16 protein-coding genes are annotated in these 20,385 nt (G+C 66.6%); 10 read left to right on the forward strand and 6 right to left on the reverse strand.

The window, feature by feature from the left end:
* Positions 1-77 precede the first annotated feature (77 nt).
* Positions 78-2,783, reverse strand: a complete 2,706-nt coding sequence (locus test1122_RS12895; RefSeq protein ID WP_232269314.1) for a transglycosylase domain-containing protein — start codon at positions 2,781-2,783, stop codon at positions 78-80.
* Between the two features lie 375 nt (positions 2,784-3,158).
* Between test1122_RS12895 and test1122_RS12900 the strand changes: the two genes are divergently transcribed.
* The gene (locus test1122_RS12900; protein WP_232269315.1) at positions 3,159-3,791 is read left to right on the forward strand and encodes a PadR family transcriptional regulator; all 633 of its coding nucleotides are present in this window, start codon (positions 3,159-3,161) and stop codon (positions 3,789-3,791) included.
* A gap of 50 nt (positions 3,792-3,841) precedes the next feature.
* Positions 3,842-4,924, forward strand: a complete 1,083-nt coding sequence (locus test1122_RS12905; RefSeq protein WP_232269316.1) for an inositol-3-phosphate synthase — start codon at positions 3,842-3,844, stop codon at positions 4,922-4,924.
* A 158-nt stretch (positions 4,925-5,082) separates the two neighbouring features.
* Here the strand turns inward: test1122_RS12905 and test1122_RS12910 are convergent, their stop codons facing one another.
* The 3 genes from test1122_RS12910 to test1122_RS12920 all read right to left on the reverse strand — a co-directional run bounded on the left by test1122_RS12910 (position 5,083) and on the right by test1122_RS12920 (position 7,738).
* A complete protein-coding gene (locus tag test1122_RS12910) occupies positions 5,083-6,114 on the reverse strand; it encodes an alanine racemase (protein ID WP_232269317.1) in 1,032 nt (343 codons plus the stop codon).
* A gap of 48 nt (positions 6,115-6,162) precedes the next feature.
* Complete coding sequence (locus test1122_RS12915; RefSeq protein WP_232269318.1) at positions 6,163-7,284, reverse strand: lipid II:glycine glycyltransferase FemX; 1,122 nt, start codon at positions 7,282-7,284, stop codon at positions 6,163-6,165.
* 127 nt (positions 7,285-7,411) lie between these two features.
* Complete coding sequence (locus tag test1122_RS12920) at positions 7,412-7,738, reverse strand: hypothetical protein (RefSeq protein WP_232269319.1); 327 nt, start codon at positions 7,736-7,738, stop codon at positions 7,412-7,414.
* A 289-nt stretch (positions 7,739-8,027) separates the two neighbouring features.
* Here test1122_RS12920 and rpsF point away from each other — a divergent pair, with 289 nt between their 5' ends.
* From rpsF to rplI, 4 genes are all read left to right on the forward strand, one after another.
* Complete coding sequence (rpsF, locus tag test1122_RS12925; protein WP_232269320.1) at positions 8,028-8,318, forward strand: 30S ribosomal protein S6; 291 nt, start codon at positions 8,028-8,030, stop codon at positions 8,316-8,318.
* Positions 8,319-8,426: 108 nt separating this feature from the next.
* Positions 8,427-9,011 carry a single-stranded DNA-binding protein gene (locus test1122_RS12930; protein WP_232269321.1) on the forward strand — a complete coding sequence of 195 codons (585 nt, stop codon included), beginning with the start codon at positions 8,427-8,429 and terminating at the stop codon, positions 9,009-9,011.
* 46 nt (positions 9,012-9,057) lie between these two features.
* Positions 9,058-9,294, forward strand: coding sequence for a 30S ribosomal protein S18 (gene rpsR, locus test1122_RS12935; protein WP_003978893.1), 237 nt, complete (start codon positions 9,058-9,060; stop codon positions 9,292-9,294).
* Positions 9,295-9,312: 18 nt separating this feature from the next.
* Positions 9,313-9,759 (forward strand): 50S ribosomal protein L9, encoded by a 447-nt coding sequence (gene rplI, locus test1122_RS12940; RefSeq protein WP_232269322.1) that lies wholly within the window; start codon positions 9,313-9,315, stop codon positions 9,757-9,759.
* A 93-nt stretch (positions 9,760-9,852) separates the two neighbouring features.
* On the opposite strand, the gene test1122_RS12945 is transcribed toward rplI, so the two are convergent.
* On the reverse strand, positions 9,853-11,211 hold the full coding sequence (locus test1122_RS12945) for an MATE family efflux transporter (RefSeq protein ID WP_232269323.1): 1,359 nt from the start codon (positions 11,209-11,211) through the stop codon (positions 9,853-9,855).
* A 448-nt stretch (positions 11,212-11,659) separates the two neighbouring features.
* On the opposite strand from test1122_RS12945, the gene dnaB reads away from it, so the two are divergent.
* From dnaB to test1122_RS12960, 3 genes are all read left to right on the forward strand, one after another.
* Positions 11,660-13,144 (forward strand): replicative DNA helicase, encoded by a 1,485-nt coding sequence (dnaB, locus tag test1122_RS12950; RefSeq protein ID WP_232269324.1) that lies wholly within the window; start codon positions 11,660-11,662, stop codon positions 13,142-13,144.
* Positions 13,145-13,218: 74 nt separating this feature from the next.
* Positions 13,219-14,688 (forward strand): glycosyltransferase family 87 protein, encoded by a 1,470-nt coding sequence (locus test1122_RS12955; RefSeq protein WP_232269325.1) that lies wholly within the window; start codon positions 13,219-13,221, stop codon positions 14,686-14,688.
* Positions 14,689-14,914: 226 nt separating this feature from the next.
* The gene (locus test1122_RS12960) at positions 14,915-16,195 is read left to right on the forward strand and encodes an MFS transporter (protein ID WP_232269326.1); all 1,281 of its coding nucleotides are present in this window, start codon (positions 14,915-14,917) and stop codon (positions 16,193-16,195) included.
* A 108-nt stretch (positions 16,196-16,303) separates the two neighbouring features.
* Here test1122_RS12960 and test1122_RS12965 read toward each other — a convergent pair whose 3' ends face one another.
* Positions 16,304-17,836 (reverse strand): CCA tRNA nucleotidyltransferase, encoded by a 1,533-nt coding sequence (locus tag test1122_RS12965; protein ID WP_232269327.1) that lies wholly within the window; start codon positions 17,834-17,836, stop codon positions 16,304-16,306.
* A 192-nt stretch (positions 17,837-18,028) separates the two neighbouring features.
* Here test1122_RS12965 and test1122_RS12970 point away from each other — a divergent pair, with 192 nt between their 5' ends.
* Positions 18,029-20,332: a DUF6049 family protein gene (locus test1122_RS12970; protein WP_232269328.1), complete on the forward strand. Its 2,304-nt coding sequence runs from the start codon at positions 18,029-18,031 to the stop codon at positions 20,330-20,332.
* Positions 20,333-20,385: the final 53 nt, after the last annotated feature.

A 20,385-nucleotide genomic window follows, 5' to 3' on the forward strand; every position in this document is an offset into this window, starting at 1 on the left:
CCCGCCAGGAGTTCACCACAGCAGTGGCCGGTCGCGGAGATCCACGACCGGCCACTGCTACAAGCGGTTCAGTTCAGCTATTCCTCGCTGTCACCACTCTCACCGTCCTTGCCGAAGATCGTGCCGCCGTTGTTGCCGTTGCCGCCCTTGTTGTCACCGCCACCGTCGCTTTGACCGTCCGTGGTGCCACCCCAGTCGGGGCCGTCGGTCTGGCCATCGGTCTCCCCGCCGGTCTGGCCATCCGTCTCACCGCCGGTCTGGCCGTCGGTCTCCCCGCCTGGGTCATCGCAGGTGATGTCGCCGGGCTTGCACTTCTCCTCGTCGGTCGGCCTGCCCGACTCGGTCGGCGTGGCCGACTCGGTGGGCTCCTCCTCGGGCTCCTCCTCTTCCGGCGTCTCGGTCTCGGTCGGAGTCGGAGTCGGGGCGCCGTCCTGGTCGACCTTCTCACCGATGGGCTCGGCCTTGGGGAAGGGCTCCGGCGCCTTCCCCTTCAGGGCTGCCTTCATGTAGTCCGTCCACACCTTGGCGGGCAGTCCGCCACCGGTGACGGCATCCTCGCCGCCGACGCCGTACATGGAAAGCGGCGTCCCGTCTCCGTTGGGGTCGGTGCGGAACATCGTGACGGAGGTGGACAGCTGAGGTGTGTAGCCGACCCACCACGCCGACTTGTTGTCATCGGTCGTACCGGTCTTGCCCGCCGCAGGACGGTTGAGTGCCCGCGCCGCTTTTCCGGAGCCGTTCGGGCCCTTGATGACGTTTTCCAGGACCTCCGTCACGTTATTGGCGACGTTCGCGTCAATCGACGCCTTCCGGGCGGGCTTCTCAAAGCTCCCCCAGTCCTCGCCCGCGTAGACCACGCGCTTCACCGAGTACGGCTCGGCCTGTTTGCCGGAGGCGGCAAAGGTGGCATAGGCATCGGCCATCCGGATCGCGCTGGGGGTTGAGGTGCCCAGGGCGAAGGATGGGTTCAGGTTGCGATCGATGCTCTCTTCCTTGATACCGGCGCTCATCGCCATCTCTTTCACCTTCTGCATGCCGACATCCATGCCGAGCTGGACAAAAGGTGTGTTGGCCGAGACCTCCATCGCCTTGCGCAGGCTGATGTAGTCCCAGTCCTTCTGCTTGAAGTTCACCTGGCGGAAGGGCTCGTTCTTCTTGTTCAGGTAGTCCGAACCATCCTGGTTTTTGATCTTGATTTTGTTGTCGCCGTTGTACTCACTGTCCGGCGAGATCGGCTGGCCCTCGCTCTTGTACGTACCGTGCGTCATCGCTGCAGCCAGCACGAAGGGCTTCCAGGTAGAGCCGACCGGGACGCCGAGGGTGTTGGCGTTGTTGAGGTAGTGGCCCTTGTCGTAGCCCTCACCTCCGTAGATCGCGACGATCTTGCCGTCATTCGGCACCACTGAGGCCGCACCGAACTGGACGAACGTATCGGCCTCGCGCTCCTCCGGGTCGATGTTGTCCTTACGAACCTGGTTGACCGTCTTCTCCAGCGTTTCGACCTTCTTTCGGTCGAAGGTCGTGTAGATCTGGTAGCCGCCCCGGTCGAACTGCTTTTTCTCGATGCCGCCCTTGTTCATGACCTCGTTCTTGGCGACGGCCATGAGATAGCCGACCTGCCCGGACTTGCTGCTCTGGTCCTTGCGAGGCACCGGTTCGGGGAACTCTTGGAACTTTTTCCGCTCCTCCAGCTCCATCCTCCCGACCTCGACCTGCCGGTCAAGAATCCACTCCCAGCGCTTCTCCGCGCGCTTGCGGTTCTCCTTGCGTGAGCTGTACGGCCCCTCGCCGCCCGCCGGGTCGTACAGGTCGGCGCCCTTGAGAACGGTGGCCAGCAGCGCGCTCTCATCCGGCTCCAGCTCCTCGGCGTTCTTGTTGTAGTACGCCTGCGCCGCCGCCTGGATGCCATAGGCGCCGCGCCCGTAGTAGCTCGTGTTGAGGTAGCCCTGCAGAATCTTGGGCTTGGACATCTGCGAGCCGACCTTTATGGAGATGAACAGCTCCTTGACCTTACGCGTGAGCGTCTGGTCCTGGGACAGAAAGGTGTTCTTGACGAACTGCTGAGTGATCGTCGAACCACCCTGGGTCTCCTGGCCCCTGGCCATATTGACCATCGCGCGAGCGATGCCCTTGGGGTCGATGCCCGAGTCCTCATAGAAGGTGGCGTTCTCGGCGGCGATCACGGCATCCTGCATTTCCTTAGGGATCTTGGAAATGTCGACATTCTGCCGGTTCGTCTGGCCGTCGCGCGCCATCACCGAGCCGTCTGCCCAGTAGTAGACGTTGTTCTGCGCCTTAGCGGCATCCGACTCGTTCGGCGGTTCGACCATCGCCAGCGCGACGCCTGCCAGCCCGACGATCAGACCGAGGAAGGCGACGCACATCCCGGCGATCTGCTTCCAGGACGGCAGCCACCGCCGCAGGCCGTACTTACCCGAACGGGGATAGTCGATGAACCGCTTCTTGCCCGGTGGCTCGGGGCGGCGCCCACGGCCACCACCACCGCGCGGGACATCTCCACCACCGCCACGGCGGCCTCTGCCGCCACCGCCCGCATAGCCGCCGCCTCCGGCATCTGCCGGGCTGCTGGCCGCCGCGCGGCGGCGGCCGCCGCGCTGGGCCGCACGGCGGGCCTCCGCGCGGCTGCTGTACGGGCTCTCGGCGGGTGCGCCGTATGAGCTGGTCGTTGCGCCGCTCGGCGGGGCCGCGCGGCGGCCGGGAGACGGCGGCTGCGCTGTGCGGCGGCCGCGTGACTGTGGCGGCTTTCGACGGTGCTCGCTCATGGGAACAGCTACTCCTCGGTCAGGCATCCACGCCTGAAGGCGGCAGTGTACTTCCGGTCCCCCGAAGTGCGTCCGTTCGTACAAATGGGCGCACTGCTTCCGGGACGAGGACGCTCACACGCGTCACATGGTTCCCGGTGGTGTTCTGCACAGCGACAGAGTACGCAGCTCCAAAACATGCCTTGACGGCTATTCACCCCAAAGCAGTCAGCTCGCCCACCGTGAATCACGGATGTGAGTCCAGTCACTCGCCCGCCTCTTGCCCTACAGGAGGCGCCGTTCTATCGTCTTGATGTATCGAGCCGATACATCAGCTCGGTATAACGGACAGACCGGCGGGCAGAGACCGATGGACGGGAAGGGGTGACGGTACCGATGAGCAGGCGTTCCGGCATCCTCGAGTTCGCTGTTCTCGGCCTGCTCCGCGAGTCCCCGATGCACGGTTACGAGCTGCGTAAGCGGCTCAACACCTCGCTGGGCGTCTTCCGGGCGTTCAGCTATGGCTCCCTCTACCCCTGCCTCAAGACCTTGGTCCAGCAGAGGTGGATCGCCGAGGAGCCGGGCAGCGCCGCCGAGGACCCCCTCGCGGCACCGCTCTCCGGACGCCGGGCGAAGATCGTCTATCGGCTGACGGCCGATGGCAAGGAGCACTTCGAGGAGCTGCTCGCCCAGACCGGCCCGGACGCCTGGGAGGACGAGCACTTCGGCGTTCGTTTCGCCTTCTTCGGCCAGACCTCACGGGATGTGCGGATGCGGGTGCTGGAAGGCCGCCGCAGCCGTCTGGAGGAGCGCCTCGACAAGATGCGGGCCTCGCTGGCCCGCACCCGGGAGCGACTGGACGACTACACGCTTGAGCTGCAGCGACACGGAATGGAGTCCGTGGAGCGCGAAGTCCGCTGGCTCAACGAGCTCATCGAGAGCGAGCGGGCAGGCCGGTCAGGAGATACGGGCGGTCTGCCCCGGCATCGGGGTCAGACCCCGCCGGATCCGTCCGATGACACCACCTGAGGCCCCGCACTGTGCGGGGCTTCATCGAGAACACACAGGGAGCAACCGGAATGGGTTCGGTTCGCGTAGCCATCGTCGGCGTGGGCAACTGCGCCGCCTCGCTGGTGCAGGGCGTCGAGTACTACAAGGACGCCGACCCGGACAGCCGCGTCCCGGGTCTGATGCATGTGCAGTTCGGCGACTACCACATCTCGGACATCGAGTTTGTGGCCGCCTTCGACGTCGACGCCAAGAAAGTCGGCCTCGATCTGGCAGACGCCATCGGCGCCAGCGAGAACAACACCATCAAGATCTGTGACGTGCCGTCCACTGGCGTTAAGGTCCAGCGCGGCCACACCTACGACGGTCTGGGGAAGTACTACCGCGAGACCATCGAGGAGTCGGCCGAGGAGCCGGTCGACATGGTCAAGACGCTCAAGGACGCCCAGGCCGATGTCCTCATCTGCTACCTGCCCGTGGGCTCGCAGACCGCCGTCGAGTACTACGCACAGGTGGCTCTTGACGCCAAGGTCGCCTTCGTCAACGCGCTGCCGGTCTTCATCGCCGGTACCAAGGAGTGGGCGGACAAGTTCACCGAGGCCGGTGTCCCGATCGTCGGTGACGACATCAAGTCCCAGGTGGGCGCCACCATCACGCACCGTGTGATGGCCAAGCTCTTCGAGGACCGCGGTGTCATCCTCGACCGCACCATGCAGCTGAACGTCGGCGGCAATATGGACTTCAAGAACATGCTCGAGCGCGAGCGCCTGGAGTCCAAGAAGATCTCCAAGACGCAGGCGGTCACCTCCCAGATCCCCGACCGGGACCTGGGTGCCGACAATGTCCACATCGGCCCGTCGGACTACGTCGCCTGGCTCGACGACCGCAAGTGGGCGTATGTCCGCCTGGAGGGCCGGGCGTTCGGCGATGCCCCGCTGAACCTGGAGTACAAGCTGGAGGTCTGGGACTCCCCGAACTCCGCTGGTGTCATCATCGACGCCCTGCGCGCCGCGAAGATCGCCAAGGACCGAGGCATCGGCGGCCCGATCCTCTCCGCCTCCTCCTACTTCATGAAGTCCCCGCCGGTGCAGTATTTCGACGATGTGGCCCGGGAGAACGTCGAGAAGTTCATCAAGGGGGAAGTGGAGCGCTAGCGGAACAGAGCACAGTGCGCTAGCGGAACAGAGCACGGTGCGCTAGCGGAACAGAGCGCTAAGCGTTCGCTGCTGATCCCTTAAGACGCGGAGGGGGTCATGTTTCACGTGAAACATGACCCCCTCCGCGTCGCGTCGTCCTGCTGCGCTGCCAAGCGTCAGCGATCCACCATGCGGTCGACCTGAGTCGTCGTATGCCGCAGATGCGCCACCAGCTCCTCGCCCACCTGCGGCTCCGGCGCATCGTCCGGAATGAAGAGGATCGACACCTGCATATGCGGCGGCTCCGCGAACCACCGCTGCCTCCCGCCCCATACGAACGGCGAGAGGTTCCGGTTCACCGTGGCCAGCCCCGCCCGGGCGACACCCTTCGCCCGCGACGTCATCCCATGCAACGCCTTCGGAGCCTCCAGGCCCACCCCGTGGGACGTACCGCCCGCCACCACGGCGAGCCAGCCGTCCCCCTGCGCCTTCTGCTGCCGATAGCCGAACCGGTCGCCCTTCATCACCCGGGTGACATCCAGCACCGCACCCCGGTACTCCGTCGCCTCATGATCACCCAGCCATAGCTGTGTCCCGATCCGGGCCCGGAACCGAGTCTGCGGGAACTGCTGCTGCAGCCGGGCGAACTCATCGGCCTTCAGATGGCTGACGAACATCGTCTCCAGCGGCAGCCGCGCGGCACGCAACCGATCCATCCAGCCGATGACCTCCTCCACCGCGTCCGAACCATCGGTACGGTCCAGCGGCAGATGGATCGCGAAGCCCTCCAGCCGTACATCGTCGATGACCGCGTGCAGCTTGCCGAGCTCCTCCTCCGAGACCCCGTGCCGCTTCATGCTGCTCATCACCTCGATGACCACGCGCGCGCCCACCAGCGCGCCCACCGCGTCCACCGAGGACACCGAGCGAATAGCCCGGTCGGGCAGCGGCACCGGCTCCTCGCCCCGGCGGAAGGGCGTCAGCACCAGCAGATCGCCACTGAACCAGTCCTTGATCCGAGCTGCTTCGTACGTGGTGCCGACGGCCAGGATGTCCGAGCCGAAGTTCGTGACCTCCTCGGCCAGCCGCTCATGCCCGAAGCCGTAGCCGTTGCCCTTGCAGACCGGGACGATGCCCGGGAACCGCTGAATCACCGACTGCTGGTGCGCCCGCCAGCGATCGGTGTCGACATAGAGGGAGAGCGCCATGGCCGGTAGGAAACCTTTCTCGTGGGTGAGACTCGTGCGTAGGACTCGTCAGCGGCGCGACATATAGATGTCGAGCGCCTTGTGCAGCAGCTTATTGAGGGGGAAGTCCCACTCACCGATGTACTCGGCAGCTTCACCGCCCGTACCCACCTTGAACTGGATCAGGCCGAAAAGGTGGTCGCTGTCGTCCAGAGAGTCCGAGATACCCCGCAGGTCGTACACGCTCGCCCCGAGCGCGTAGGCATCCTGCAGCATTCGCCACTGCATGGCGTTGGACGGGCGCACCTCCCGCTTGTGATTGGCGGAGGCGCCATAGGAGTACCAGACGTGCCCGCCTACGACCAGCATCGTCGCGGCGGCGACCACCTCGCCCTCGTGCTTGGCGAAGTACAGCCGCATACGGTTGGGGTCCTCGGTATTGAGAGCCGTCCACATGCGCTGGAAGTACGACAGCGGACGCGGCCGGAAACGGTCCCGCTCGGCCGTGATCTCATACAGCCGCTGCCACTCCGGCAGATCGTCGTAGCCGCCCTGTACGACCTCGACGCCCGCCTTGTCGGCCTTCTTGATGTTCCGCCGCCACAGCTGGTTGAAGCTCTTGTGCACCTCATCCAGCGTCCGTCCCGCCAGCGGCACTTGGTAGACATACCGTGGCTGGACATCGCCGAAGCCGGCGCCACCGTCCTCGCCCTGCTGCCAGCCCATCCGGCGCAGCCGGTCCGAGACCTCAAAGGCACGTGGCTCGATGTGCGTCGCCTCGACATCCCGCAGCCGCTTGACGTCCGGGTCCTGAATGCCCTTCTTCACCGCGGCGGCGTTCCAGCGCCGGATCACCACCGGCGGACCCATCTTCACCGAGAAGGCACCCTGCGTCTTCAGATGCGCCAGCATCGGCTGAAGCCAGTCCTCCAGATTCGGCGCATACCAGTTGATCACCGGGCCCTCGGGCAGATACGCCAGATAGCGCTTGACCTTCGGCAACTGCCGGTAGAGGACCAGACCCGCACCGACCAGCTCACCGCTCTTCTCGTCGAACCAGCCAAGGTTCTCCGAACGCCACTCGGACTTGACATCCGCCCACGCCGGAACCTGGCAGTGGCTAGCCGCGGGCAGATTCTGGATATACGCCAGATGCTGCTCGCGGCTGATAGTCCTCAGGGTCAAGCTCATGCGGGGCGCTCCTCCGGCGTACTTCGCTGGGTCTGCCGCGAAGCCTACTGCGCACAGAGGCGGCCCCGTATGGCCATACCTGTCCTGCCGTCCTGCTGTCCCTGTCTCCTCCGCCCCCGCCGTGTCGTTAGCCGATGACTCCACCGAAGAGACCGCCATGGGCCATACCGAGGTAGAGGCCCACAGCCGAGGCACCCAGCCCGATGATCAGCAGGAACCGCTCCCCGGTCGTCGCGGAGATCATCTGGCCCCACATCCCCGTGACGATCCCGGCCAGACCGGCCCAGGAAGCGATCAAGTGCAGACCGGGGAAGAAGGAGGTGACGAAGGCGACCGCACCAAGGAGCACCGTCGCCGCCACAAAGGTGTTCTCGACCGGATGCGCCTTGCCGTCGCTGTTGAGGACTGAGGTGACATGGGAGAGAAGACTGCGCTGACGTACTGCCTGTGCCATGGGGCACCTCCTGCCGGAAAGCGGCGCGTACCGTAGCGCCGCTCGCCCCGCAATCTGGATACGTCCCCCCACCGAAGGGAGGGGACGTATCCAGATTGCGGGGTGCACGGGCCGGATTTCAACCGGTGGCACGAGTGCGGGTACTCTGTACGGTCTGCACCGGTGTCTGTCCTGCTCACCATCGGTCAACCGCCGATTGTCAGTGGCGGCCGATACCGTTGCTTACGCATCACGACCCTCCTGCCACGGAACGACCGTGGCCGCTGAGTCCAGAGGAGGTGGGTTCTACATGCGTCACTACGAGGTGATGGTCATCCTCGACCCCGATCTCGAGGAGCGCGCTGTTTCGCCGCTGATCGAGAACTTCCTTTCCGTTGTCCGTGAGGGCAAGGGGAAGGTCGAAAAGGTCGACACCTGGGGCCGTCGTCGTCTCTCCTACGAGATCAACAAGAAGCCCGAGGGCATCTACTCGGTCATCGACCTGCAGGCCGAGCCTGCGGTCGTCAAGGAGCTCGACCGCCAGATGAACCTGAACGAGTCGGTCCTCCGGACCAAGGTCCTCCGTCCCTCGATTCACTGAGCCTCCCGGCTCAGCGGATCAAAGGATCTGAGTAGCAGCACCACGCCAGCACCACGCCAGCGCTACGCAGCACAAGCAGCCAGCAGCACCCCGCCGAGAGGTTCCCCCATGGCAGGCGAGACCGTCATCACGGTCGTCGGCAATCTGGTCGACGACCCCGAGCTGCGCTTCACCCCCTCCGGTGCGGCGGTCGCGAAGTTCCGTGTCGCGTCCACTCCCCGCACCTTCGACCGGCAGACCAATGAGTGGAAGGACGGCGACAGCCTGTTCCTGACCTGCTCGGTCTGGCGGCAGGCGGCGGAGAACGTCGCCGAGTCCCTCACCCGGGGGACGCGCGTCATCGTGCAGGGCCGCCTCAAGCAGCGGTCGTACGAAGACCGCGAGGGCATCAAGCGCACGGTCTACGAGCTGGACGTCGACGAGGTCGGCGCCAGCCTGCGCAACGCCACCGCGAAGGTCACCAAGACCACCGGTCGCGGTGGTCAGGGCGGTGGCTTCGGCGGCGGTGGCGGCCAAGGCGGCGGCTGGGGCGGCGGCTCCGGCGGCCAGCAGGGCGGCGGCGCCCCCGCGGGCGACCCGTGGGCGACCGGCGCTCCGGCCGGTGGCGGCGGACAGCAGGGCGGCGGCGGTGGCGGCTGGGGCGGAAGCTCCGGCGGCTCCGGCGGCGGCTACTCGGACGAGCCGCCCTTCTGAGGGCGTAGCTCAGCTACACACTTCTTGAAATCACTGGAGAGAGACAATGGCGAAGCCGCCTGCTCGCAAGCCTAAGAAGAAGGTTTGCGTGTTCTGCAAGGAGAAGATCTCCTACGTCGACTACAAGGACACGAACCTGCTGCGGAAGTTCATTTCCGACCGCGGCAAGATCCGTGCCCGCCGGGTCACCGGCAACTGCACCCAGCACCAGCGTGACGTCGCCACGGCCGTGAAGAACAGCCGTGAGATGGCGCTGCTGCCCTACACCTCGACCGCTCGATAAGGGAAGGGTGACCGACTGATGAAGATCATCCTGACCAACGAGGTCTCCGGCCTCGGTATCGCCGGCGATGTCGTCGAGGTGAAGGACGGGTACGCCCGTAACTACCTGCTGCCCCGCGGTTTCGCGATCCGCTGGACCAAGGGCGGCGAGAAGGACGTCGAGCAGATCCGTCGCGCTCGTAAGATCCGCGAGATCGCCACGATCGAGCAGGCCAATGACGTCAAGGGCCAGCTGGAGGGCGTCAAGGTACGCCTGAAGGTCCGCGCTGGTGAGGGCGGCCGTCTCTTCGGCTCCGTCACCCCCGCCGACATCGCCACCGCGGTGAAGTCGGCCGGCGGCCCGGACGTCGACAAGCGCCGCATCGAGCTGGGCTCCCCGATCAAGACTCTCGGCTCCCACGAGGTCTCGGTCCGCCTGCACACCGATGTTGTCGCGAAGGTCGGCATCGAGGTGCAGCCCGCGTAACACCTGCAGTTGAAGGGCCGTAACCCCGCCTGCGGGGTTACGGCCCTTCAGCATGAGCAAGCGAGGAGAGCTGGCGCGGTCAGGCCTGCATGGTCAGGCACGCACCGCGCCGGTGACGATCCAGCGGCCCGAACGGGCCCGTAGCCACAGCGTGACCAGCCGGACGCTCATCATCAGCCCCGCTATCGTCCCCCACAGCGCTGTCAGCCCGCCGCCAAGGCTGGGCACCAGCAGCGCCACCGGGGCGAAGACGGCCAGTACGACAAGCATCGCGTAGGCGAGATACGGACCGTCCCCGGCCCCCATCAGCACTCCGTCCAGGACGAAGACCACCCCGGCGATCGGCTGGGTGACCGCGACCACCAGCAGCGCGGGCAGCAGCCGGTCATGAACGGCCGTGTCGCTGGTGAACAACGGCAGAATGAGCGGGCGGGCCGCGACCACCAGCACGCCCAGCACCACCCCCGAGACAATCCCCCACTGCATCATGCGTCGGCACGCGGCCCGCGCGCCCGCCTCATCAGCGGCCCCCAGATAGCGGCCGATGATCGCCTGCCCGGCGATCGCGATGGCGTCGAGCGCGAAGGCCAGCAGCGACCAGAGAGTCAGCGTGATCTGGTGCGCGGCGATCTCCGCATCGCCGAGGCGGGCTGCGACCGCCGTCGCGATCAGCAGCACGGCGCGCAGTGAGAGCGTACGGATCAGCAGCGGCGTTCCGGCCTGTGCGCAGGCCCGGATGCCAGCCGCGTCCGGCCGCAGCGACGCACCGTGCTTTCCGGCGCCCCGCACGACCACCACCAGATACACGGCGGCCATGGCGAACTGGGCAAGCACCGTGCCCCAGGCGGAGCCCGCGATGCCGAGCCCGGCACCGTAGACGAGCGCGAAGTTCAGCAGCGCGTTGGCGGTGAAGCCGCCGATGGCGACATAGAGCGGCGTCCTGGTGTTCTGCAGCCCTCGCAGCACCCCGGTGGAGGCCAGGACTATCAGCATCGCGGGGATGCCGAGGGCGCTGATCCGCAGATACGTCACCGCGTAGGGCGCGGCGGTCTCAGAGGCCCCGAAGGCGCCGATGAGCGCGGGAGCGGTCGGCAGCACCACGGCGACCACGGCGAGGCCCAGCAGCAGCGCCAGCCAGATACCGTCCATGCCCTGGCGGATCGCGGCCGGGAGATCCCCGGCACCCACCCGGCGGGCCACGGCCGCGGTGGTGGCATAGGCGAGGAAGACGAAGACGTTGACGCCGGTGGTGAGCAGCGCCGCGGCGACGCCGAGCCCGGCGAGCTGCGGGGTGCCGAGGTGTCCGACGATCGCGCTGTCGGCCATGACGAACAGCGGCTCCGCGACCAGGGCGCCGAAGGCGGGCAGGGCGAGCGCGATGATCTCGCGGTCGTGCTTGCGCACGGTGGCGCGCACGCTGGCACGGTCCGTGGTCCCGGGTGCTGATGTCATAGTCCGATCCAAACATCCACAAGTAATAAGCGCAAGAGGCTATTGGGTATTACAGGAAGCGGTGAGCGGCAAGCTTGTCCGGGCCATTCGGCGCGATTTCGCCAAGAGCCCCGAAGTTTTTCTCCTACACAGCCCGTGGATGGAGAACCCGCAGGTCAGAGCAGCTCTCACAGCTCCACCCCCAGCTTCTCCACAGCGCTGTCCCCCGGCTCGTACACAGGAACCCCTGACTTCTCCACAGGATGCGTGGCATCACCCACAGGGGCCTGTGGATAACTGAATTGGCCTATGCCCCTCCCCGCCTTACCGTTGTCCGGCGCCTGCTCTCCGTTCCCCTCTTCTTCGCCCCGGACTCGACGCGCCGTAACCGGAGCTGGGCGTCCACATTGTCAGAGCGGTGCCGTAGGAAAGAGGGGCACTGCGGCACGGTACGGGAGGAGGTGGCGGGGTGACTCAGCCCGAGCATCTGGAGGACCCCTGGGCGGCGGAAGCCGCCGGGCCGGGCGACCGGCTGCCGGTATCCCGCCAGCGCCGCGGCAGCGCCGTCAACGGCGAGCAGCACGACCGGGGGCCGGGCCCGGAGTCCGGGGGAGGGTTCTCCGGTAACGCCTTCGAGAGAGTCCCACCGCAGGATCTGGACGCCGAACAGTCCGTGCTCGGCGGCATGCTGCTGTCCAAGGACGCCATCGCGGATGTCGTTGAGGTCCTGCAGGGCCAGGACTTCTACCGTCCGGCACACGAGACGGTCTACCAGGCGATCCTGGACCTCTACGCCAAGGGCGAGCCCGCTGACCCCATCACCGTCGCCGCTGAGCTCACCAAGCGCGGCGAGATCGCCAAGGTCGGCGGCAATGGCTATCTGCACTCCCTGGTCCGGACGGTCCCCACCGCGGCCAACGCCGAGTACTACGCGGAGATCGTCCATGAGAGGGCGGTGCTGCGCAGACTGGTGGAGGCGGGCACCCGTATCACGCAGATGGGATATGCGGCGGACGGCGATGTCGACGAGATCGTCAACTCCGCCCAGGCCGAGATCTACGCGGTCACCGAGCAGCGCACCTCGGAGGACTATCTCCCGCTCGGCGACATCATGGAGGGCGCCCTCGACGAGATTGAGGCGATCGGCTCCCGTAGCGGCCAGATGTCCGGCGTCCCCACGGGCTTCACGGATCTGGACTCCCTGACCAACGGGCTGCACCCCGGCCAGATGATCGTCATCGCGGCGCGGCCCGCGATGGGTAAGAGCACGCTGGCCCTGGACTTTGCCCGGGCCTGCTCCATCAGGCACAACATGCCCAGCGTGATTTTCTCGCTGGAGATGGGGCGGAATGAGATCGCCATGCGGCTTCTCTCCGCCGAGGCCCGGGTGGCGCTGCACCATATGCGGTCCGGCAGCATGACGGACGAAGACTGGAACCGGCTTGCCCGCCAGATGCCGGAGGTGACCGGGGCACCGCTCTTCATCGATGACTCCCCAAATCTTTCGATGATGGAGATCCGTGCCAAGTGCCGACGGCTGAAGCAGCGCAATGACCTCCAGCTGATCGTCATCGACTATCTCCAGCTGATGCAGACCGGCGGCTCGCGCCGCCCCGAGTCGCGTCAGCAGGAGGTCTCGGAGATGTCCCGTAACCTCAAGCTGCTCGCCAAGGAGCTTGAGGTCCCGGTGATCGCGCTGTCACAGCTCAACCGTGGCCCGGAGCAGCGCACGGACAAGAAGCCGATGGTCTCGGACCTCCGTGAGTCGGGATCGATCGAGCAGGATGCCGACATGGTCATCCTGCTGCACCGGGAGGACGCCTATGAGAAGGAATCTCCGCGCGCGGGCGAGGCAGACCTGATCGTGGCGAAGCACCGTAATGGCCCGACAGCGACGATCACGGTCGCCTTCCAGGGTCACTACTCCCGTTTTGTGGACATGGCCCAGACCTGACATGGCCCGACCTGACATGGGCCAGACCTGATGAGCGAGCCGCGAGGCCGTGTCCTTGAGGCAGGATGTGTCCCATGACCAGCGTGCGTGACGACAACCCGGTTCGGCCCACCACCCAGGATGAGATCGCCGCTGCGGGCAGTGAGCTGATCGGTGGGCCCGTGGGCAGGCGGGCATTGCTCGGACGGAGTTGGTGGACGCCGGTCCGGGTCGTGGCGCTTGTCGCGCTGGGGATGTTCGCGCTCGGCATGGTGCAGAAGCTGCCCTGTTACAACGGTGGCTGGTTCTTTGGCCAGGGCAGTCAGTATGTCCGTGCCTGTTACTCGGACATCCCGCACCTCTATACGGGCCGGGGGTTCGCTGATGGGCTGATTCCGTACTTCGACCAGATCAGCCAGCAGTCCGGTGGCATGGAGTATCTGGAGTATCCGGTGCTCACGGGGCTGTTTATGCAGGTGGCCGCCTGGCTCACTCCGGGCACCGACCAGATGATGTACGAGCAGCAGCTGTACTGGCTGGTCAACGCCGGGATGCTGATGATCTGTGCCGCCGTGATCGCGGTGTGTGTTGCCCGCACCCACCGTCGCCGTCCTTGGGACGCTCTCCTCATGGCGCTCGCTCCCGCCTTCGCGCTCACCGCGACCATCAACTGGGATCTGTTCGCCGTCGCCCTCACCGCCGCCGCGATGCTGATGTGGTCGCGCGGCCGTCCACTCGCCTTCGGTGTGCTGCTCGGCCTGGCGACCGCTGCCAAGCTCTATCCCGTACTGCTGCTGGGCCCACTGCTGGTGCTCTGCCTGCGTGCTGGTCGCTGGCGGGCTTATGGGTGGGCGCTGGGCGGCACGGTCGCAGCGTGGCTGGCGGTGAATCTGCCGGTACGGGCGTACGCCCCGGAAGGCTGGGCGAAGTTCTATACGTTCAGCCAGGAGCGGCCGGTGGACTTCGGTTCGGTCTGGCTGATCATCTCGCAGCGCACCGGCAATTCGCTGGACGACGTCAATATGTACGCCATGGCGCTGATGCTGCTGGGCTGCGCCGCGATCGGTGCCCTCACCCTGTACGCGCCACGCCGACCGCGCTTCGCCCAGCTCGCCTTTCTGGTGGTGGCGCTCTTCGTCCTCACCAACAAGGTCTACTCCCCGCAGTATGTGCTGTGGCTGATCCCGCTCGCCGCGCTGGCGCGGCCACGCTGGCGGGACTTCTTGATCTGGCAGGCCTGTGAGGTCACGTACTTCCTGGGCATCTGGTTCTATCTCGCGTACACGAGCGGCGGCGACCGGAGTCAGGGACTGCCCGCCGAGGGATATCACCTCGTCATCGCGGTGCATCTGCTGGGCACGCTCTATCTCTGCGCGATGGTCGTGCGTGACGCCTTGATGCCGGAGCGGGACAGCGTGCGCCGGGATGGCTCGGACGATCCCTCGGGCGGGGTGCTGGACCATGCCCCGGATGTCATCGCGCTGGGGTACCGGGCGCAGACCAGGAAGGCATCGCACTTCGACCGGCAGGGTATGTCGGTGCGTTGGGGTACCTCCGCAGGCTGAGGACGGCTGCACCCGCGGACACCACACCCCCAGCCGGACACTCGTGTTGGCCGATGTTTCACGTACTGCACCACTGTGGGGGGTAACCCCCACACCCCCAGCCGACTGGTGTTGGCTGATGTTTCACGTGCTGCACCACTGTGGGGGGTAACCCCCACACCCCCAGCCGACTGGTGTTGGCTGATGTTTCACGTGAAACGCGGCCCTGGTATGTGAGGCTGACCGCATGGCTGTTGTGCGGGCTGGGCTGATCCAAGACGGGCGCGTGCTGCTGCGGTTCCGTAACTTCCGGCGGCTCCTGCTGGTGCGTCTGCTGTCCCAGTTCGCCGATGGCGTCTACCAGGTCGCGCTCGCCACCTATGTTGTCTTCTCACCGGAGCAGGAGACCTCGCCCGCCGCCATCGCCTCCGCGATGGCGGTACTGCTGTTGCCGTACTCGTTGCTCGGCCCCTTCGCAGGTGTCCTGCTCGACCGCTGGAGACGTCGGCAAGTGCTGCTCTACGGCAACCTGCTGCGCGCCGTCCTCGCCAGCGGTACCGCCGCGCTGGTGCTGGGCTCGTCGCCCCTCTGGCTGTTCTACCTCTCCGCCCTCTCCGTCACTGCCATCAACCGCTTCATTCTCGCCGCGCTCTCGGCCGCGCTGCCCCGGGTTGTCGACGCGGAGCGGCTCGTCATGGCCAACTCCGTCTCGCCGACCGCCGGTACGATCGCCGCCACCATGGGGGGTGGGCTCGGGCTGGGCGTCCGGATCCTCCTCCCGGAGGGTGCCCACGCGGACGCCTTTGTGGTGGTGATCGCCGCTGGGATCTATCTCCTGGGCGGACTGTCCGCGCTCCGGATGGGCAAGGAGCTGCTGGGGCCCCAGTTGTCCTTCGTTCAGCCACGGGTGCTCCCGGCGGTGGCCGGCACCGTACGTGGGCTCTGGGAGGGGCTGCAGCATTTGGCAGAGCGACGCCTCGCGGCGAAAGCGCTGGCCGTGATGGCGCTGCTGCGCTTCTGCTATGGCGCGCTGACGGTCATGCTGCTGATGCTGGCCCGCTATGCCTGGGGCAACGGCGCCTCGGACGGTATGGCGCTGCTCGGGCTTGCCGTCGGCTTCTCGGGACTTGGCTTCTTCGCGGCGGCCGTACTGACCCCGTGGGGGGCACGGCGTTTTGGGCGGCTCGGCTGGATGGCCTTGTGTGCGGCGCTGGCCGCGGTTCTCCTACCCGCGCTGGGGCTGCCGTTCCAGCCAACGCCGATACTGATCGCGGCCTTTGTTCTGGGACTTGTCACCCAGAGCGCGAAGATCGTCACGGACACGGTGGTCCAGGCGACGGTGGACGATGGCTTCCGAGGAAGGGTCTTCTCTCTCTACGACATGCTCTTCAATGTCGCCTTCGTTGGTGCGGCCGGGGTCGCCTCGCTGATGCTGCCGCCGGATGGCCGCTCGGCCACGCTGGTGGTCACCGTGTCCCTGATCTACGTGGCTGTCGCTATCGCTGTCGCCAGATTCCGGCGTGAGTGAGTGACACAGGGGGCACGGCTGTCACCTTGAGCTGGCACCAGCGGGGCGCGGTGTTTCACGTGAAACACCGCGCCCCGCTGGTGGGTCCAGGCCCGCCCTGCCCCAGGCTCAGCTCTGCTGGGCCCACCAATCCTTGAGCGCCGCCACCGCCACGTCCCGTTCCATCGGGCCGTGCTCCAGACGGAGCTCCAGCAGATGCTGGTAGGCCTTACCGACCTCCGGGCCGGGGTCGACGCCCAGGACCTCCATGATCTCGTTGCCGTTGAGGTCCGGACGGATGGAGTCCAGCTCCTCCTGCTCCTGGAGCCGGGCGATGCGCTCCTCCAGGCCGTCGTACGCCCGCGCCAGCGCATTGGCCTTCCGCTTGTTCCGTGTAGTGCAGTCGGAGCGGGTCAGCTTGTGCAGCCGGTCAAGAAGCGGCCCCGCGTCTCGTACATAGCGCCGCACCGCCGAGTCCGTCCACTCCCCGGTTCCATAGCCATGGAAGCGCAGATGCAGCTCCACCAGCCGGGAAACATCCTTCACCAGCTCATTGGAGTACTTGAGCGCGGTCATCCGCTTCTTGGTCATCTTCGCGCCCACCACCTCGTGGTGGTGAAAGGAGACCCGGCCGCCCTTCTCGAAGCGGCGTGTCCTCGGCTTACCGATGTCATGCAGCAGAGCGGCCAGCCGCAGTGTCAGGTCAGGGCCCTCGTCCTCCAGATCCATGGCCTGCTCCAGGACCGTCAGCGAGTGCTCATAGACGTCCTTGTGCCGATGGTGCTCATCGCGCTCCAGCCGCAGCGCCGGGACCTCCGGGATGACACGGTCGGCGAGACCGGTGTTCACCAGGATCCGCAGGCCCTTACGGGGGTGATCAGAGAGGACCAGCTTGTTCAGCTCATCGCGCACCCGCTCCGCCGAGACGATCTCGATCCGGTCCGCCATCGCCTTCATCGCGGTGATGACATCGTCATCGACCTCGAAGTCGAGCTGGGCAGCGAAACGTGCGGCACGCATCATCCGCAGCGGGTCATCGGAAAAGGACTCCTCGGGGGTCCCCGGCGTACGCAGCAACCGGTGGGCCAGATCCTCCAGACCCTTATGCGGGTCGATAAAGGTCTTCTCCGGGAGCGCCACCGCCATCGCGTTGACGGTGAAGTCACGGCGGACCAGATCTTCCTCAATGGAGTCTCCGTAGGACACCTCGGGCTTACGGGAGGTCCGGTCATACGCTTCCGAGCGGTAAGTCGTCACCTCGATCTGGAAGTCTTGATAGTCGCTACCGCTCCGGGCCTGATAGTCGCTATCGCTCCGGGGGGCCTGCGCGTCGCTGCCGCTGCGAGCGGCCTTGCGGCAGCCCACCGTGCCGAAGGCGATACCGACGTCCCACACCGCATCCGCCCACGGTCTGACGATCTTGAGCACATCCTCGGGGCGGGCATCTGTCGTAAAGTCCAGATCATTACCGAGCCGCCCCAGCAACGCGTCCCGGACCGAGCCGCCGACCAGGGCCAGGGAGAAACCGGCCTCCCGGAAGCGGCGGGCGAGATCATCGGCTACGGGCGACACCCTGAGCAGCTCGCTCACGGCTCGGCGCTGCACCGCGCTGAGCTCATTGGTTGGCTGCTGGGCATGGCTGTCAGTGTTGGCGTTCGGCACAACAGCACAGGGTACGTGCCCTGCCCCCACCCGTGCGCCCCTGTACGGCCCCGGTACATGGCCCCGGGTACCAGCAGGGCGGGCGGAGGGCGGGTGACGCACTCCGCGGCACCTGCGGCCTGCGGGGATCGTTAGCATCTGAGGTGCGGTACGACCACCATTGAGCAAGCGGAAGACAGGACGGGCAAGCGCGTGGCCGAAGCGGCAGAGATGCATGGGACCCGTACCGCGTCTGTCCCCCGACGGTGGCTGCGTCGCGCGACGGCCGTGCTGGCCATGGCCCCGCTGCTCATGGGCGTCCTCCAGGCCGCTCCCGCCGCTCCCGCCGCGCACTCTGCGGCCACCGGCAGCGGATCCCGTACCGCCGAGGTCTCCATCACCGAGCTCACCCCGGCTACCCCGGATGCGAACGACACCCTCACCGTCTCCGGCACCGTCACCAACAAGGGCGCCTCGACCATCACCGGTGCCAAGGTGGGGCTGCGCACCGGTCCCCGGCTCCGCACCCGCAGCGCCATCGACCAGTCCGCAGCACGTACCGGTTTCTCGGCCGAGCTGGATGGCGACGGGGTAACCGGCAAGGAGGGCAGTACCGAGATCGCCGACATCACGGCCGGGGCAACCCGCTCCTTCACCCTCGAGGTTCCGGTGAAGAAGCTGCCGTTTGCTGAGAACGGCGTCTATCAGCTGGGCGTCACCGTCACTGGGCGGACCACGGGGGAGGCGTATCAGCGCGTACTGGGCATCGGGCGGACCTTCCTGCCCTGGCAGACCTCCGCGGTGGACACGAAGACCCAGTTCACCTTCCTCTGGCCGCTGATCTCCTCCTCGCATCTCACCGCCCGACGGGAATCCGATGAGCAGCAGACCCCGGTCTTCCGGGATGACGCGCTGGCTGCTGAGATCGCTCCCGGCGGACGGCTGCACCAGCTGGTGTCACTCGGCAAGGACCTGCCCGTGAGCTGGGTGATCGACCCGGATCTGCTCGCCACAGTGGAGGCGATGACCAAGCCGTACAAGGTCCAGACGGCGGATGGCAAAGTCGCGGGCAAGGGGCAGGACGCCGCCAAGAAGTGGCTCAACGATCTTCAGCAGGCGACCGAGGGCACGGAGATCATCGCACTGCCCTTCGGTGACCCGGATCTGGCCTCCCTCGCGCACCGCGGCAAGAACATCTCCGGCGCGCTCAGCCATCTGCGGCCCGCCACCGAGGTGGCCCGCACGACCGTTAAGACCATCCTCCACACCACACCGAACACCGACTTCGCCTGGCCGGTCGAGGGCGCTATCGATCCGTCGATCATCTCGGTCGCCACCTCGGCGGGCGCCCGTAAGGTGATCACACGCAGCGACAGTCTGCGGGAGCCGGCCCGGCTGTCCTACACCCCGAACGCGGCCCGGCCGATTGGTGGCGGCACCACCGCGGTGTCGGCGGACGCGCGGCTGTCAAAACTGTTCCAGGGCGATATGACGCGGGCGGAGAACTCCGTTCTCGCCGTACAGCGGTTTCTGGCCCAGACGCAGTCGATCACCGAGCAGGAGCCGGCGAAGCAGCGCAGCATCGTCATCGCCCCGCAGCGGACACCGACCGCCAGCCAGGCGCAGACGATGGCCGCCGCCGTGAGCGCCCTGCGGGAAAACGGCCAGTGGAGCGAGTTCGCGGACCTTTCCGATGCGGCCAAGGCCAAGCCCGACCCGGGCGCCAGTCGCCAGGTGCCGGGGGAGGGGTCGTACCCGGGAGGCCTGCGCAAGCGCGAGCTGAGCACCGAAGCGTTCGAGGAGATCCAGCGGACGCAGAGCGCTCTCGATGACTTCACGGTGATCCTCAGCAGGGATGACCGGGTCGTGCCGCCTTTCGGGAGCGCCATCCGGCGGGAGATGTCCACCTCCTGGCGTGGCCACCCCGAGGAGTCGGCCGACTACCGCAGCGATGTGCAGAGCTATCTGGTCGGACTCACCCGGGAGGTACGGCTCGTCCAGAAGTCGCGGATGACACTCTCCGGGCGGAGCGCGACCATCCCGGTCACCGTGCAGAACAATCTCGTACAGGCCGTCGACGGTCTGGAGCTGCGGCTGAAATCGGGCCGCCGGATCGGTCTGGAGATCAAGCCGGACCAGAAACCGGTAGTGGTGGAGGGCGGCCACAGTCAGTCGATTAAGTTCGACGCCACAGCGAAGGCTAACGGCCGTACGTTCGTGGAGGCACAGCTCTATACGAAGGACGGCAAGCCCTACGGCAAACCCATGACCTTCCAGGTCGATGTGACGGAGATCACCTCTACGGTGCTGCTGGTGATCGCGGGTGGCATGCTGCTGGTCGTGCTGGCCGGGATCCGGATGTACACCCAGCGCAAGCGGCGGGGACCGCAGCCGGACCCGGACGCGCCGCTGGGGGCCGCAGACGCCCCTGACCAGGACCCCGAGAGTGAAGACACCCAGGACACCGGGCCGGAAAGCAAGGACTCCCCAGGCTCAGGTGAGAAAGTGGACCGTTGAGCGAGGAGTCGGGCCGAGGGCCGGCCGCGGACAATGAGGTGGGGTACCCAGTG

Origin of the sequence: Streptomyces gobiensis (assembly GCF_021216675.1) — a bacterium.
Taxonomy (GTDB): Bacteria; Actinomycetota; Actinomycetes; order Streptomycetales; family Streptomycetaceae; genus Streptomyces; species Streptomyces gobiensis.

What these genes read in the sequence shown, in the direction of transcription:
- test1122_RS12895 (WP_232269314.1), bottom strand. Translation starts at nt 2,783, where the DNA reads ATGAGCGAGCACCGTCGAAAGCCGCCACAGTCACGCGGCCGCCGCACA.
- test1122_RS12900 (WP_232269315.1), top strand. Translation starts at nt 3,159, where the DNA reads ATGAGCAGGCGTTCCGGCATCCTCGAGTTCGCTGTTCTCGGCCTGCTC.
- test1122_RS12905 (WP_232269316.1), top strand. Translation starts at nt 3,842, where the DNA reads ATGGGTTCGGTTCGCGTAGCCATCGTCGGCGTGGGCAACTGCGCCGCC.
- test1122_RS12910 (WP_232269317.1), bottom strand. Translation starts at nt 6,114, where the DNA reads ATGGCGCTCTCCCTCTATGTCGACACCGATCGCTGGCGGGCGCACCAG.
- test1122_RS12915 (WP_232269318.1), bottom strand. Translation starts at nt 7,284, where the DNA reads ATGAGCTTGACCCTGAGGACTATCAGCCGCGAGCAGCATCTGGCGTAT.
- test1122_RS12920 (WP_232269319.1), bottom strand. Translation starts at nt 7,738, where the DNA reads ATGGCACAGGCAGTACGTCAGCGCAGTCTTCTCTCCCATGTCACCTCA.
- rpsF (WP_232269320.1), top strand. Translation starts at nt 8,028, where the DNA reads ATGCGTCACTACGAGGTGATGGTCATCCTCGACCCCGATCTCGAGGAG.
- test1122_RS12930 (WP_232269321.1), top strand. Translation starts at nt 8,427, where the DNA reads ATGGCAGGCGAGACCGTCATCACGGTCGTCGGCAATCTGGTCGACGAC.
- rpsR (WP_003978893.1), top strand. Translation starts at nt 9,058, where the DNA reads ATGGCGAAGCCGCCTGCTCGCAAGCCTAAGAAGAAGGTTTGCGTGTTC.
- rplI (WP_232269322.1), top strand. Translation starts at nt 9,313, where the DNA reads ATGAAGATCATCCTGACCAACGAGGTCTCCGGCCTCGGTATCGCCGGC.
- test1122_RS12945 (WP_232269323.1), bottom strand. Translation starts at nt 11,211, where the DNA reads ATGACATCAGCACCCGGGACCACGGACCGTGCCAGCGTGCGCGCCACC.
- test1122_RS12955 (WP_232269325.1), top strand. Translation starts at nt 13,219, where the DNA reads ATGACCAGCGTGCGTGACGACAACCCGGTTCGGCCCACCACCCAGGAT.
- test1122_RS12960 (WP_232269326.1), top strand. Translation starts at nt 14,915, where the DNA reads ATGGCTGTTGTGCGGGCTGGGCTGATCCAAGACGGGCGCGTGCTGCTG.